This is a genomic window from Variovorax sp. H27-G14 (assembly GCF_046156345.1).
GTDB lineage: Bacteria > Pseudomonadota > Gammaproteobacteria > Burkholderiales > Burkholderiaceae_C > Variovorax.
Window position 1 is genome coordinate 248,765 of record NZ_JAYLVN010000002.1, and the last position, 14,858, is coordinate 263,622.

Sequence of the window (14,858 nt, forward strand, 5' to 3'; positions counted from 1 at the left end):
AGCAGGGCGGATTCTAGCGTGGCTAAATACCCGGTCAAGCATAATGAATTGAATCTTTATACACATGAGTGTTTAGAAGTGTTGCCATTCGAGGCGTTTCGGCTTACGGGAAAGCCCTTTGTAAAACGCGTTTGCAATCCGAGGGTGCGCCGCCTAATCTGAACGGGCCTGAGATTTCAGGCGTTTTTCCGAGGTCCCGCAGTCCGAGATGCAAGTCGAGGGCTCAGCGTCCGAGGATCCACGGTGGCAATCTCTTGCTGCCAGCACGGTGGGAACCATTGACTTCCTGCCGCGCGAATCGATGGCTTGGGTCTTAGGCCCGCCATCAAGCCCGGTGGCGAGACGTTCAGTCGAGCCACCGGGCTTTCTTTCTTCTGTGCCCGGTGGCGACACGTTCAGTCGAGCCGCCGGGCTTTGTTGCTTCTGGCGCGCACCTCTTTGCGGCACACTCCCGCGATGGATGCAGCTTCGATCAAACAAAACAAATGGGTGCGACGGGGGATCGTCGCGGTGCTGGTTCTGCTGGGGTTCTGGGCCATCGCCTGGCTGGCGGTGCCGCCCATCGCCAAGAGTCAGATCCAGAAGATCGCGAGCGAAAAGCTGGGCCGGCAAGTCACCGTCGGCAAGATCGATTTCAAGCCCTGGACGCTCGAGTTCACCCTGAACGACCTGCGCATCGCCACCGCCGACGGCAGCAAGTCGCAGCTCTCCATCGCACGCATCTACGCCGACGCCGAACTGCAGTCCATCGTGCGCCTCGCACCGGTGATCGACACCGTCACCATCGACGCGCCGACCGTGCTTCTGACCCACCTGGCAGACGGCAAGTACGACATCGACGACATCCTGGCCAAGCTGGCCGCCGGCCCGCCGCCCGACCCCAACGCCAAGCCCGCGCGCTTTGCCATCTACAACATCGCCATCAACGGCGGCTCTGTCGACTTCGACGACCAGACCGTCAAGCGCAAGCACGAGCTGCGCGACTTCGTGCTGAAGGTGCCCTTCCTCAGCAACCTCGACTCCAAGCGCGACATCAACACCGAGCCCAAGCTGGCCTTCGTGCTCAACGGCAGCAAGTTCGACTCGGCCGCCTTCACCACGCCTTTTGCCGACAGCCGCAAGACCGACGCGCAGGTGCAGTTCAAGGGCCTCGACCTGGTGCCGTACCTGGGCTACATGCCGGGCGGTCTGCCGGTGCGCCTGCAGGCGGGCACCCTGGACGCCGACTTGAAGATCGCCTTCGAGCACGGCGCCACCAACGACCTGAAGATCACCGGCACGCTCGAGGCGCACGCCACCAAGGTGGCCGATGCCCGCGGGCGCGACCTGCTGGGCTTCGAGTCGCTCAAGCTGGCGCTGGCCGATGTGCGTCCGCTGGAGTCGGTGTTCCATCTGAGCGAAATCGCGCTGGTCAAACCGCAGCTGGCGGTGGCGCGCGATGCGTCAGGCCAGCTCAACCTGCTGGCCACCGACCCCGCTACCGGCGCAACTGAAAAGGCGGCGCCGCTGCCCACCGCGGCAGCCAGCGCGCCCGCCGCGACCGCCGGCACCGCAGCTGAAAAACCGATGCTCAAAGTGCAGGTCGACAAACTCGCCCTGAGCGGTGGGCGCATCGGCTGGCGCGACGAAACCGTCAAACCCACCGCGGCCGTCGACGTGACCGAGCTCGGCTTCGACGTCACGGGCGTCACATGGCCCATGGAGAAGCCGGCCGAGTTCAACGGCAGCACCGCCATTGCCGGTGCGTCGCTCAAATTCAAGGGTCGCGCCACCGACAAGGTGGCCGATGTGCAGACCGAAGTCGAGGCGCTGCCGCTGTCGCTGGCCGCGCCCTACCTCGCGCAGAGCCTGGAGCCCACGCTGGACGGCAAGCTCAGCGGGCAGATCGACATTGCCTGGGCTCAGCCCAACCTGAAGTTCAAGGCCCGCCGCCTCTCCGCCGACGGTCTTGCGCTGACCCAGGCCAAGACGGCGCTGGCCAGCGTCGGTCGCTTCGAGCTGGTCGATGCCGAAGCCGACATGACCAGGCACACCTTGAGCGTGGGCTCGTTCACCGCCACCAACCCCAAGGTGCGCATCGAGCGCGACAGCGAAAAGCACTGGATGTTCGAGCGCTGGCTCAAGACGCCCGCCGGCGGTGGCACGAAGGAGGCCGACGCCAAGGTCGCCGCGCCCAAGCCCGCGGCGGCCGAAGTGCCGCAGCCCGGCGCCAACACCAAGCCCTGGGCACTGACCGTCGGCACCCTGGCGGTCGACAACGGCGCACTCTCCTATGCGGACAAGGCCAGCGCCACCCCGGTGACCGTGGAAGTCACCGCCTTCAAGCTGCTCGCCCAGAAGCTGGCGCCAGACACCAACGCCGTCTCGCCGCTGGAGGTGTCGGGCCGCATCGGCTCCGGGCGTTCCGACCCGGGGCGCTTCGACTACAAGGGCAACATCGTCCTCAAGCCGCTCGCGGCCGAGGGTCGGCTCGAGGTGGCCTCGTTCCCCGCGCATGCATTCAAGGCCTACTACGCCGACGCGCTCAACGTCGACATCCGCCGCGCCTTTGCCAGCTACCGCGGCACGGTGCGCTATGCGACCCTGCCAGCGGGCATGAGCATCAAGCTGGCCGGCGACACCGCGCTGGACGACTTTCGCGCCAACAGCGTCTCGCTCACCCAGTCCCCCGGCTTCGACCGAGACACCAACCAATTGCTGAGCTGGAAAACGCTGAGCCTGCGCGGCCTGCAGGTCAGCATTGCGCCCAATGCGCCGCCCAACGTCGACGTGCGCGAAACCACGCTGACCGACTTCTTCGCCCGCGTGATCGTCGACCCCACGGGCCGGCTCAACCTGTTGAACCTCACCAAGAAGGGCGAAGCGGAAGGCAAGGCCGCTGCCGCTGCTGCCGCCACGGGAGACGCCAGCACGCGCAAGGGCCCGGGCGGCACGACCACCACGAGCCGCGCGGCGCCGGCCAAGCCGTCGGGCGGTGCGCCGGTGTCGGCCGAAGCCATGGTCGGCGGGGCTGCCGAGCCCGGCAAGCCTGCCGCCGCCAGCGTCACCGCGCAAGCGACGCCCGCGGCCGACGCGGGCGCCGCGCCGGTCATCAACTTCGGCCCCATGAGCCTGGTGAACGGCAAGATCGACTTCACCGACCTGTTCGTCAAGCCCAACTACTCGGCCGACCTCAGCGAGCTGACCGGCAAGCTCAGCTCCTTCTCGTCGAACCCGCCCAAGGGCGAGGGCGGGCGGCCCGCGCTGGCCGACCTCGAACTGCGCGGCAAGGCGCAGCAGACCGCGGCGCTGGAAATCACCGGCAAGCTGAACCCGCTGGTCAAGCCGATCGAGCTTGACATCACCGCCAAGATGCGCGACCTCGACCTGGCGCCGCTGTCGCCGTACTCGGTGCGCTATGTCGGTCACGGCATCGAGCGCGGCAAGATGAGCATGGACGTCAACTACAAGGTGGCGCCTGACGGCCAGCTCACGGCCACCAACAAACTGGTGCTCAACCAGCTGCAGTTCGGCGAAGAGGTGGCGGGCGCTCCCAACAGCCTGCCGGTGCGCATGGCCGTGGCCCTGCTGTCCGACCGCAACGGCGTGATCGACCTCGACCTGCCGCTCAGCGGCTCGCTCAATGACCCGCAGTTCAGCGTGGGCCCGCTGATCTGGAAGGCCTTGGGCAACCTGATCGTGAAGGCAGTGACCTCGCCGTTCAGCCTGCTCACCGGCGGGCTGGGCGGCGGCAGCGGCGAGTCGAGCGCCATCACCTTCGAGCCCGGCGGCGCCGACCTGAGCCCCGCGGCCAAAGAGGCGCTGGACAAGGTCGCCAAGGCACTGACCGACCGTCCCACGCTGCAGATGACGGTGGTCGGCACCGCCAGCCTCGACAAGGAGCGCGACGCGTACCAGCGCCAGCGCGTGCGCCAGCTGACCCTTGCAGAGAAGCGCCGCGTGGCGGTGCGTGGCGGCCAGACCGGCACCGACGTGCCACCCGTCACCGACGCCGAGTACCCCGACCTGCTGACCGCCGTGTACAAGCGCGCCGACATCACCAAGCCGCGCAACCTCGTCGGGCTGGCCAAGGACCTGCCTCTCAAGGACATGGAAAACCTGCTGTTCGCAAGCGTGCCGGTCGACGAGGAGTCGATGCGCCAGCTGGCCGTGGAGCGCGGCGCGGCCGTGCGCGACTACCTGCTTGCAAAGAAGGTGCCGAGCGAGCGGCTGTTCCTGGGCGCGGTGCGCACCACGGCCGGCGGCAGCGAGTGGAAGCCGGGCGCGGAGCTCAGCCTGGCGATGAAATGAACGAAACAAATGAGCGAACCAGATGAACAGATGACCAGGGGGAAGGACTTGGTTTTTTCCTTTCCCTTGCTATATATGTAGTCAGTTAACCTCCCGCCCACCAACCCGCTTTTGCCCTCGTTTGGGGACGAAATTCAGCGGCCCGCCGCAAGTGGGTGAAAATGTCGATGTGCGCCGGCCTTTGCCGGCGCCTTCGCTTTCTCTACCAAGACAACGATTTCGCGCAGTGACCTCTACTTCTTCCAAGCCACACGATCTTCAAGCCCTCGACACGCTCACCGGCGGCGCCTTCACCGCGCCCACCTCCGGCGAGCGTTCCGCGCGCATCCGCGACTGGCTCGCGGGCAACCCCGCGCCCGAGCAAATGCAGGAGGTGTTCAAGGAGTTGAGCGGTCGCGACAAGGGCGCCGCCCGCCTGCTGCGCGAAAAGCTCGACGAACTCAAGCGCGCCAAGGGCCAGGAGGCCATTGCCGCCGAATGGGCGCAAAAGGCCGAGGCCCTGCTGGGGCAGTCCAAGCTCAACATCGCCGACGCACTGGCCTGGCAACGTGACGCCGCCAAGGCCGGCGCGCCGCTGTCGCGCGAGCCGCTGGCTGGCCTGAAAGCCAGGCTGGCCGAGCGCGTGAAGGGCATCGAAGACCTGCAACACCGCGCCCAGGTGCACCGCGAAGCCGCCGTGCTGCTGGCGCAGCGCTTCGAAGTGCTGTCCACCAAGGGTTGGCAGGACGCCCAAAGCGCCGAGGAATCGCTGCGCGCCGACGTGATCCATTGGCAGCAGCAAGCCACCGAAATCACCACCGACGCCAACTGGAACAGCCTGGACGCCAAGTTCGCGCCCCAGCTGGACGCCTCGAAGTCGCAACTGCTGGTGGTGTCCGACGCGTTCCACGGTGCGCTGGCCCAGGCCGTTGCCGCCGCCGCTGACGCCACCGCCGCGCTGCCGCCCGTGCCTGTGTGGGCGGACGAGTTGCGCGCCGCGCGCGGCGAAGCCGTGGCGCCCAAGCCCACCGCCCCGGCGCGCCCCGCCGCGCCCAAGATCGATCCGTCCGTGCGCGCCGCCGCGCAAGACGCGGTGCAGGCCGCGCTTGCCAAGCTTGAGCAGGAAACCGCCGAAGGCCATGGCAAGGCCAGCGCTGGTGCTGCCGCTGCGTTGCGCGCCGTGCTCAAGGAGCACGGCAAGATGGTCGACGCCGCCCTCGAAGCCCGCGTGCATGCTGCGCTGGTCGCGGCCGGCGAACTCGAAGGCTGGCAGCGCTGGAGCGCCGACAAGGTCCGCGAAGACCTCGTCGCCAAGGCCGAAGGCCTGCTCAAGCGCCCTGAAGGCCAGGCCCTTGGCGGCCGCAAGATGCAGGAAACCCTGCGCGCCCTGCGTGACCAATGGAAGCAGTCCGACCAGGGCGGTGTGCCGAACCACGCGCTGTGGAAGCGCTTCGACGAGGCCTGCAACGAAGCCCACAAGGTGGTCGAGGCCTGGCTGGACAAGGTCCGCTCCGACGCCGCCGAGCACCGCGCGCACCGCGTCGCGCTGATCGAAGAGGTGAAAGCCTGGGCTGCGGAACATGCCGACGCCACCGACCTGAAGGCACACAACCGCGCGCTGCACCAGTTTGCCGACCGCTGGCGCGATGGCGGCCATGTGGGCGAGAAGGTGTTCGCCGAACTGCAACCGCAGTGGAACGAAGCCTTCGGCGCGGCCCGCGCGCCGTTCGAGACGGCCCAGAAGGCCAGCGTCGAACGCCGCCAGGCCATGATTGCCGAAGCGGCCGAGCTCGGTGCCCAGCCCATGTTGCGCATCGATGCCGTCAAGGCGCTGCAGCAACGCTGGCAGGCCGAGGCACAGGGCGTGCCGCTCGACCGCCGCCATGAACAGAAGCTGTGGGACGCGTTCCGCGCGCCCATCGACGAAGCCTTCAACCGCAAGACGGCCGAGCGCGAAAAGGCCTCGTCCGCCATGAGCGAGCACGACCGCTACGTGCTCGACGCCTCCAAGGCGCTTGACGCGGCCAACGCCACTGGCGATGCGCAGAAGATCCGCGCCGCAGTCGCTCGCCTGGAAGGCGCGATGCGCGGTGAGGCGCCGCCGCCCGCACCGGCACCCGCACCAAGGGCCTCGCAGGCCGCCGCATCTAGCGACGGTCCGGCAGTCGGCGCGACCGACATCGTCGCCGCCGGCCAGGCTGCCGCCGAGTTCGGCGAAAGCGCCGAGCAGGCACCGAGCCCGAGCGATGCGGAAGCTTCGCCCGGTACGCACAATGCGGCCCCCGCTGAAGCGCCTGCCGACCTGGTGGCACCCGCCGACGGCGCCGACGCCTCGGCACGTGCCGACAGCCAGGCGCACGACGCCGGCGAAGCCGCTGCCGTCGAAGCGCCGGAACCGGCTGCGGCACCGAAGCCCGCACCCAAGCCCATCGTGGCCATGCGCGGCGATGACCGTCCCAGCAGCAAGCGAGGCGAGCCCGCACCCGCCGCCGGTGGCCGCTTCGGCGACCGCCGCGATGGTGGCCGTCCTGGCGCCGGTGGCCCGGGTCGACCCGGCGATCGCGGTGACCGTGGCGCCCCCCGCGGAGACGCGCGTGGCGATCGTGGTGGCCCCGGAGGCCCTGGCGGTCGTTTTGGCGACCGTCCGCCGCGCTTCGAAGACCGTGGTCCGCGCCTCGGCGATGCCGCGTTCCGCGCACAGCGTGAAGCACTGGAGCGTGCCGACATGGCGCTGCGCAAGCTGGCGGCGCAAGCCCACGGCGAAGCGCTGACCCAGGTGCTTGGCGCGTGGGAGCAACGCGATGCCAGCCGCCTGCCGAGCGTGCAGGAACTGGGCCGTGCCGTTTCGCCCGCCGTACGCACCGGCTGGTCGCAAGCCATCGGCACCGCACCGTCGGCTGCGGCAGGCGATGCCGCCGAAGCGCTGCTGCGCCTCGAAATGGCCGCTGAAGTGCCAACGCCCGCCGAGCAGCTCGATGCGCGCCGCGCACTGCAGCTCAAGCTGCTGACCAAGCGCGGCGACCCGGCACCGGTCCAGACCTGGGGCCAGGACGCCGGCAAGGTGCTGGCGGCCGCGCACGACGCCACGAGCGCACGCCGCCTGCAGAACGCGCTGAAGGCGCTGCTGCGCAAGTAAGCCGGAACGCAACGGCAACAAAAAAAGGAGCCCCGCGGGGCTCCTTTTTCTTTGAGTGGCGTGAAGCGGCCGAGGCCGTCGTCAGACTTTCTCGCCAATGACCGGCGTCTGCACGGCCGATGCCTGCTCGGCAGCCGCGCCGCTGGCAATCCTGCGCCGCAGGAACAGCCCGCCAAGGCCCAGCAGCAGGGCGACGCCGCCGGCGATGAGCGTGCCCTTGTCCGTGGCGCTCGACGCCGCGGCCTTGTCCTTGACCTCCATGATCTGCTGCACCTCGGCCAGCGTGACCACCGGCTGGCCCTTGAGCTTCACTTCGTACACCAGGTTGTTGTCCGAAGGGTCGACGCGCACTTCGACGGCTTCGTCGATCAGCGGCTCGAGCTTCTTGCGCCCGACCGCGTAGTCGACGCGCCATTTCTCGGTGCTGCCGTCGGCCAACTTGGCATCGAGCACGAAATAGTGGCGCGTGGTGCTACCGCCGCGGCGGCGCTTGCTGGTCTCGGTGATCTCGCTGCCGCTGACGATCGTGCCGCTCTTGGCCACCAGGTCTTCCACGGCGGTGCCGTGCGTGTCGGCGCCGGCCTTGAACTGCGCGTAGCCCGCCCAGCCCAGGATGCCGATGCCCACCACCAATGCCAGCCACGCCTTGCCCGTGAGCTGATAGATCCAATCCCTCATTTTGTTTCCCTTTATTTACGAATTAGTAACCCGTCGATCCTAAAGGCTGAAAGGCTATTTATTTGATAGCAAACAAATGAATGATGGCAAGGTTTCAGGCTGCTTTAGGTAGAAAGAATTCATCGAACATCGCGAGCATTTCCGGGAAGTCGCGCGCAAAGTTCGGGCGGTTCACGAAATAGGCCTCGCAGGCCACCGCGAAGAACTCGCTGCGCGACGTGGCGCCGTAGGCGTCGAGCCACGGCGGCTCGGCGCCGAAGCGCTCCGCCAGGATGGTTTTCTCTCGAAAGCCGTCGTATGCCGCCTGCAGAACGCCCGCCCATGCCTTTCGGGCCTCGCGGGCACTGCGCCGCCCCGCAAAGCCGGCCGGCAGCGGCGGGCAGCCGTTGGCTTCGCCGTTGCGCATGTCGATCTTGTGGGCGAACTCGTGAATCACGACGTTGTAGCCGCGCTCGGTGGAGACGCTGCTGGCCAGCACGTCGTCCCAGCTCAGCATGACCGGGCCGCGGTCCATGGCCTCGCCGGCGACCACCTCGCCGTACTCGTGCACCACCTGGGCCTCGTCGATCACCTTGCGCCGCGCCACCACCTCGGAGCGGTGCACCACGATGCCGACGAAATCGTCGTACCAGTCCAGCCCGCCTCGCAGGTGCAGCACCGGCAGCACGGCCTGTGCCGCGATGGCCAGCGCCACTTCGTTGGTGATGGTGAAGCCCTTGGCGCCATGGAATTCCTTGTCGCGCAGGAACTCGGCCGTGAGGCTGCGAAGGCGTTGGCGGTCGGGGTCGGGCAGGGCGCCCAGGAAGGCGTAGCGCTTGAGCGCGGCCTGCCAGGCGGCTTCGGGGATCGGGGGCAGGGCGCGCAACCGGCGCAGCCACTTGAACATTGGCGGCTGCGGCGCGGCTAGCGCAGGTCGACGCGCTGCGCGCCGGCGGTGGAAAGACAGAGCAACTGCGCGCGCGGCGGGTGCGCCGCGGCGTCCCAGTCGCTCAGCACCACGCGGTGCAGGCCGTGGCCCAGGTCGTGGTTGGCGGGGCGGTGCGTGTGGCCGTGCACCAGCGTGTGGGCGTTGGCCTGCTGCAGCCAGGCGCGCGCGGCGTCGGTGTCGACGTCGGCCCAGACGGTGGAAGGGTTGCGCTTGCGGTCTTCGCTCTGTACCCGCATTGCGCGCGCGAGCGCGCGGCGCTCTTCCAGCGGGCGCGCGAGGAACGCGGCCTGCCATTGGGGCGTGCGCACCTGGGCGCGAAACTGAAGGTAGTCGGTGTCGTCGAGGCAGAGGATGTCCCCGTGGCTCAACAGCCAGCGCTGGCCATGCAGCACCAGCACCGTGGGGTCGTCCAGCAGCGTGAAGCCGCTTTGCGCCGCGAGCGCGGCACCCACGAGAAAGTCGCGGTTGCCGTGCATGAAGAACACCGGCAGCCGTTGCGCCGTGCGGTGCAACAGTTCGGCGCATTGCGCCTCGAAGCCGGGTTCGGCGGCCGCATCGTCACCCACCCACACCTCGAACAGGTCGCCCAGGATGATGAGCGCGTCGGCCGGCGTGGTCTGCAGATAGCCTTGCCAGGCCTCGAAGGTGGCGGGCTCGCCGGCCTCCAGGTGCAGGTCGGACATCAGGTCGACGGTGCGCCACGCGGGCGGCGCCACCAGCTCGGGAAAAGCCGGGTTCGCCACCGTGCTCATGCTGCGTTCACGATGCGCCGTGCCCGAAGGTCGTCATTCAGCGATGACGACGGCCTTTTCGATCACCACGTCTTCGAGCGGCACGTCGTCATGGAAGCCCTTGCGGCCGGTCTTCACGGCCTTGATCTTGTCGACCACGTCGGTGCCGTTGATGACCTTGCCGAACACGGCATAGCCCCAGCCCTGCGCCGAGGGCGCGGTGTGGTTCAGGAAGCCGTTGTTGGAGATGTTGATGAAGAACTGCGCGGTGGCCGAATGGGGCGCGCTGGTGCGGGCCATGGCAACGGTGTAGTTGTCGTTCTTCAGACCGTTGTTGCCTTCGTTCTCGATCTCGGCGCCGGTCGGCTTTTGCTGCATGCCCGGCTCGAAGCCGCCGCCTTGCACCATGAAGCCGGGAATCACGCGGTGGAACACCGTGTTGTCGTAGTGACCCTTCTTCACGTACGAGAGGAAGTTTTCAGCCGACTTCGGTGCCTTGACGGCGTCGAGTTCGAGCGTGATCACGCCGTAGTTCTTGATGTGCAGTTCGACTTGGGGGTTGCTCATGAGGGACTCCTTCTTCGGAAAATGGATCACTTCGCCAGCAGCGAAGCGGACTTGATGGTGATGGCTTCGAGCGGCACGTTCTGCATGCCGCCCTTGTTGCCGGTGGCCACGCCGCGGATCTTGTCGACCACGTCGGTGCCGGCCACGACCTTGCCGAACACGGTGTAGCCGTAGCCGTCCGGGTTAGGTGCGTTGAGCGAGTCGTTGTTCTTCACGTTGATGAAGAACTGCGAGGTCGCGGAATTCGGGTTGCCGGTGCGGGCCATGGCAACCGTGTACTTGTCGTTCTTCAGGCCGTTGTCGGCCTCCAGAGGAATGGGCGCGCGCGTGGGCTTTTGCTGCATGTCGGGCGTGAACCCGCCGCCCTGGATCATGAAGCCGTCGATGACGCGGTGGAACACCGTTCCGTCGTAGTGCTTGTCCTTGACGTACTGCAGAAAGTTTTCGACCGACTTGGGCGCCTTGGCGGCGTCGAGCTCGAGCACGATGTCGCCGGCCGAGGTGGCGAGCTTGACGCGTGGCGCGGCCGTTTGGGTTTGGGCGTAGCCCGTGGCGGCAAAGGTGAATGCGGCGGCCAGCACGAGGGCGCCGCGGCGGCTGAACTTCTGGAATGCGTGGATCGTCAAGGGATGCTCCGTGTGCGAATGAAGGGGCAGGGGCCGCGCTGCAGGCACCGACATGGGCGCCTGCATGGGCGTCGTTTGGCCGGTGGCAACTACTTGCTGGTGCGACCGACAGGCTTGCGCAAGACCGGCGCCGCCGAGGGCAGGGCGGCGGCGTCGGCTTCGGCCTTCGAGGAAAAAATCTGGCGGATCAGCACCAGCTTGGGCGCCACGCTGGAGTTGGTGCTGGCGAACTGCTGCGCGCGCACGTACTCCTGGGCCGCGAGACGGGCGTAGACGTCGCCGAGGTTCTCGTGCGCCGTGGCGTAGTTGGGGTTGAGCTTGATGGCCTGCTCGAGCGCGGCGCGGGCCTGGTCGAACTTGCTTTGCGAGGCATACAGCGCGGCCAGGTTGTTATACGGCTCGGACAGCTCGGGGAAGTCTTGCGTGAGCTGCGTGAAGGCGATGATGGCCTCGGCCTGCTTGTTCTGCTCGGTGAGGATCACGCCGCGCAAAAAGCGCATCTGCGGGTCGCGCGGTTTGCCGGCGATGTAGGTGTCGGCCTTGGCCAGCGCCTCGGGGGCCTTGCCCTGGCGCAGCAGCACGTTCACGTCGTCGTATTCGTTGGCGTGCGCGGCGGAACCCCACAGGCTGAACAGCAGTGCGAAGGCAATGGAGAGTCTGGAGAATGCGGCGTGCTTCATGAAGCCTCGGCAGAGATCGGAAATGGGGAATGCGGGCTTGGGGAACACCCGAACGCTGCGCGGCGGCAGCCGTTTATACTTGGTCGGATTGTAGCCGAGGGGCCATGTCCAACCCCTTGCCGCCACAGCCCCCGTCACCCCTGAAAAACACCGTCTGTCGCCCGTGCTGCACGTGCGCGAAATGACGCTTTCCGAATCTCATGAGTCTGCGCATCTACAACACGCTGTCGCGTGAATTGGAGGAATTCTCCCCATTGCATCCCGGACAGGTGCGCATGTACGTTTGCGGCATGACGGTCTACGACTACTGCCACCTCGGCCATGCCCGCTCGATGATCGCGTTCGACGTGGTGCAGCGCTGGCTCAAGGTGAGCGGCTTGGACGTGACCTACGTGCGCAACATCACCGACATCGACGACAAGATCATCCGGCGCGCCGTGGAAAACGGCGAGAGCATCCGCGCGCTGACCGACCGCATGATCGACGCGCTGCATGAAGACGCCGACGCGCTCGGCATCGAGCGCCCCACGCACGAGCCGCGCGCCACCGACTACATCCCGCAGATGCTCTCGATGATCGGCACGCTCGAGCAGAAGGGCCTGGCCTATCGCTCCAGCAATGGCGACGTGAACTACGCCGTGCGCAAGTTTCCCGGCTACGGCAAGCTCAGCGGCAAGTCGCTCGACGAGCTGCATGCGGGCGAACGCGTGGCCGTGCTCGACGGCAAGGACGACCCGCTGGACCCGGTGCTCTGGAAAAGCGCCAAGGCCAGCGAGCCCGACGAGGTGAAGTGGGCCAGCGAATTTGGCGCGGGCCGTCCGGGCTGGCACATCGAGTGCTCGGCCATGGCCTGCGAGCTGCTCGGCGACACGCTGGACATTCACGGTGGCGGCGAAGACCTTCAGTTTCCGCACCACGAGAACGAAATTGCGCAGAGCGAGGGCGCCACCGGCAAACCGCTGGCCAACTTCTGGATGCACAACGGCTTCATCGTGACTGACAACGAGAAGATGTCCAAGAGCCTGGGCAACTTCTTCCTGATTCGCGACGTGCTGAAGAAGTACGACGCAGAAACCATCCGCTTCTTCGTGCTGCGCGCGCACTACCGGCGCCCGCTCAACTACAGCGACGTGCACCTGGACGACGCGCGTGCCTCGCTCAAGCGGCTGTACACGGCGCTCGACCTCGTGGCGCCGGCCCATGTCACGCTCGACTGGGCCGACCCCTACGCCGCGCGCTTCAAGGCCGCGATGGACGAAGACTTCGCCACCCCTGAAGCCGTGGCTGTGCTGTTCGACCTGGCCGGTGAAGTGAACCGCACCAAGTCGGCCGAACAGGCCGGCCTGCTGAAGGCATTGGGTGCATGCGTGCAGATCCTGCAGGACGACCCGAAGGCCTTTCTGCGCGCCGGCACCACGCTCGACGAGGCGACCATTCAGGCGCAGATCGACGCGCGCGCCGCCGCCAAGGCCGCGAAGGATTTCGCCGAAGCCGACCGCATTCGCAAGGCGCTGCTGGAGCAGGGCATCGTGCTCAAGGATTCGCCCACGGGCACGACCTGGGCGGCTGCGCAGTGAACGGCACCACCAACCCCATGCCCGCCACCAAGAAGTCCAGCGTTCAGATCTTCACGCCGGACTACTGGGAAGAGGCCTGCAAGCATCTGGCCAAGAAAGACCGCGTCATGAAGCGGTTGATTCCGAAGTTCGGCAACGCCTGCCTCGAGTCGCGCGGTGATGCATTCACCACGCTGGCGCGCAGCGTGGTCGGCCAACAGATTTCGGTGAAGGCTGCGCAAACGGTCTGGGACAAGTTCGTGGCACTGCCGCGCAAGCTGACGCCGGCCAACGTGCTCAAGCTCAAGGTCGACGACATGCGCGCGGCCGGGCTCTCGGCACGCAAGATCGAGTACCTCGTCGACCTGGCCCTGCACTTCGACTCAGGCGTGGCGCACGTCGATTCGTGGAAGGACATGGCGGACGAACTCATCATCGAAGAGCTGGTGGCCATCCGCGGCATCGGCCGCTGGACGGCCGAGATGTTCCTCATCTTCCACCTGATGCGCCCCAACGTGCTGCCGGTGGACGACGTGGGTCTGCTCAACGGCATCAGCGTCAACTATTTTTCGGGCGACCCCGTCAGCCGCAGCGATGCCCGCGACGTGGCCGTGGCCTGGGCGCCGTATTGCAGTGTGGCGACTTGGTATATTTGGCGATCACTGGACCCGGTTCCAGTCGCGTATTGAATAACAGGAGAAGACGTTGGCGAAACGAACCTTCCTCGACTTCGAGCAGCCCATTGCTGAACTCGAAACAAAAATCGAAGAACTGCGCTATGTGCAGACCGAATCGGCGGTCGACATTTCTGAAGAAATCGATCAGCTCGGCAAGAAAAGCCAGCAGCTCACCAAGGACATCTACAGCAACCTGACGCCGTGGCAGATCACCAAGATCGCTCGGCACCCGGAACGCCCCTACACGCTGGACTACGTCAACGAAATCTTCACCGATTTCGTCGAGCTGCACGGCGACCGTCACTTCTCCGACGACCTGTCGATCGTGGGCGGCCTGGCGCGTTTCAACGGCGTGCCCTGCATGGTGCTGGGCCACCAGAAGGGCCGCGACACCAAGGAGCGCACCGCGCGCAACTTCGGCATGAGCAAGCCCGAGGGTTACCGCAAGGCCTTGCGTCTGTTGAAGACGGCCGAGAAGTTCAAGCTGCCGGTGTTCACCTTCGTGGACACCCCTGGCGCGTACCCCGGCATCGACGCTGAAGAGCGTGGCCAGTCGGAAGCCATTGGCCGCAACATCTTCGAGATGGCGCAACTGGAGGTGCCGATCATCGTCACCATCATTGGCGAAGGCGGTTCAGGCGGCGCGCTGGCCATTTCGGTCGGCGACCAGCTGGTGATGCTGCAGTATTCGATCTACTCCGTGATCAGCCCCGAAGGCTGCGCTTCCATTCTCTGGAAGACCAGCGACAAGGCGCAGGAAGCTGCCGATGCGCTGGGCATCACCGCGCACCGCCTGAAGGCGCTGGGCCTGGTCGACAAGATCGTGAACGAGCCCGTGGGCGGCGCGCACCGCGACCACCGCCAGATGGCCGCGTTCTTGAAGCGCGCGCTGAACGACGCGTTCCGCCAGGTCAGCGACCTCAAGCCGAAGGAACTGCTGGACCGCCGCTACGAGCGCCTGCAGAGCTACGGCCGGTTCAACGACACCAAGGCCGACAGCGGCAGGTAAC

Annotated in this window: 11 protein-coding genes; 5 read left to right on the forward strand and 6 right to left on the reverse strand. The window is 66.7% G+C overall.

Features of this window, described 5'->3' with window-relative positions:
- Nucleotides 1-456 precede the first annotated feature (456 nt).
- Both VLK31_RS06630 and VLK31_RS06635 read left to right on the forward strand, forming a co-directional pair.
- Entirely contained in the window at nt 457-4,290 is a 3,834-nt protein-coding gene (locus VLK31_RS06630; protein WP_409167592.1) for a DUF748 domain-containing protein, read from the forward strand.
- A 226-nt stretch (nt 4,291-4,516) separates the two neighbouring features.
- Entirely contained in the window at nt 4,517-7,405 is a 2,889-nt protein-coding gene (locus tag VLK31_RS06635) for a DUF349 domain-containing protein (protein ID WP_409167593.1), read from the forward strand.
- An 81-nt stretch (nt 7,406-7,486) separates the two neighbouring features.
- Here VLK31_RS06635 and VLK31_RS06640 read toward each other — a convergent pair whose 3' ends face one another.
- The 6 genes from VLK31_RS06640 to VLK31_RS06665 all read right to left on the reverse strand — a co-directional run bounded on the left by VLK31_RS06640 (nt 7,487) and on the right by VLK31_RS06665 (nt 11,615).
- A complete protein-coding gene (locus VLK31_RS06640; protein WP_409167594.1) occupies nt 7,487-8,083 on the reverse strand; it encodes a hypothetical protein in 597 nt (198 codons plus the stop codon).
- Between the two features lie 94 nt (nt 8,084-8,177).
- Nucleotides 8,178-8,969, reverse strand: coding sequence for a zinc-dependent peptidase (locus tag VLK31_RS06645; RefSeq protein WP_409167595.1), 792 nt, complete (start codon nt 8,967-8,969; stop codon nt 8,178-8,180).
- A gap of 17 nt (nt 8,970-8,986) precedes the next feature.
- Complete coding sequence (locus VLK31_RS06650) at nt 8,987-9,763, reverse strand: UDP-2,3-diacylglucosamine diphosphatase (protein ID WP_409167596.1); 777 nt, start codon at nt 9,761-9,763, stop codon at nt 8,987-8,989.
- Nucleotides 9,764-9,796: 33 nt separating this feature from the next.
- Complete coding sequence (locus VLK31_RS06655; RefSeq protein WP_409167597.1) at nt 9,797-10,309, reverse strand: peptidylprolyl isomerase; 513 nt, start codon at nt 10,307-10,309, stop codon at nt 9,797-9,799.
- 26 nt (nt 10,310-10,335) lie between these two features.
- Nucleotides 10,336-10,935: a peptidylprolyl isomerase gene (locus tag VLK31_RS06660; protein WP_409167598.1), complete on the reverse strand. Its 600-nt coding sequence runs from the start codon at nt 10,933-10,935 to the stop codon at nt 10,336-10,338.
- Between the two features lie 89 nt (nt 10,936-11,024).
- Nucleotides 11,025-11,615: a tetratricopeptide repeat protein gene (locus VLK31_RS06665; protein ID WP_409167599.1), complete on the reverse strand. Its 591-nt coding sequence runs from the start codon at nt 11,613-11,615 to the stop codon at nt 11,025-11,027.
- 200 nt (nt 11,616-11,815) lie between these two features.
- Between VLK31_RS06665 and cysS the strand changes: the two genes are divergently transcribed.
- The 3 genes from cysS to VLK31_RS06680 are packed head-to-tail and all read left to right on the forward strand — an operon-like array spanning nt 11,816 to nt 14,857.
- Nucleotides 11,816-13,192, forward strand: a complete 1,377-nt coding sequence (gene cysS / locus VLK31_RS06670; protein WP_409167600.1) for a cysteine--tRNA ligase — start codon at nt 11,816-11,818, stop codon at nt 13,190-13,192.
- A gap of 17 nt (nt 13,193-13,209) precedes the next feature.
- On the forward strand, nt 13,210-13,860 hold the full coding sequence (locus VLK31_RS06675) for a DNA-3-methyladenine glycosylase family protein (RefSeq protein ID WP_409168034.1): 651 nt from the start codon (nt 13,210-13,212) through the stop codon (nt 13,858-13,860).
- Between the two features lie 16 nt (nt 13,861-13,876).
- Entirely contained in the window at nt 13,877-14,857 is a 981-nt protein-coding gene (locus VLK31_RS06680) for an acetyl-CoA carboxylase carboxyltransferase subunit alpha (protein WP_409167601.1), read from the forward strand.
- The last annotated feature ends 1 nt before the right edge of the window (nt 14,858 follow it).

Coding starts and splice junctions, on each gene's coding strand:
- VLK31_RS06630 (WP_409167592.1), top strand. CDS start 457: ATGGATGCAGCTTCGATCAAACAAAACAAATGGGTGCGACGGGGGATC.
- VLK31_RS06640 (WP_409167594.1), bottom strand. CDS start 8,083: ATGAGGGATTGGATCTATCAGCTCACGGGCAAGGCGTGGCTGGCATTG.
- VLK31_RS06645 (WP_409167595.1), bottom strand. CDS start 8,969: ATGTTCAAGTGGCTGCGCCGGTTGCGCGCCCTGCCCCCGATCCCCGAA.
- VLK31_RS06650 (WP_409167596.1), bottom strand. CDS start 9,763: ATGAGCACGGTGGCGAACCCGGCTTTTCCCGAGCTGGTGGCGCCGCCC.
- VLK31_RS06655 (WP_409167597.1), bottom strand. CDS start 10,309: ATGAGCAACCCCCAAGTCGAACTGCACATCAAGAACTACGGCGTGATC.
- VLK31_RS06665 (WP_409167599.1), bottom strand. CDS start 11,615: ATGAAGCACGCCGCATTCTCCAGACTCTCCATTGCCTTCGCACTGCTG.
- cysS (WP_409167600.1), top strand. CDS start 11,816: ATGAGTCTGCGCATCTACAACACGCTGTCGCGTGAATTGGAGGAATTC.
- VLK31_RS06675 (WP_409168034.1), top strand. CDS start 13,210: ATGCCCGCCACCAAGAAGTCCAGCGTTCAGATCTTCACGCCGGACTAC.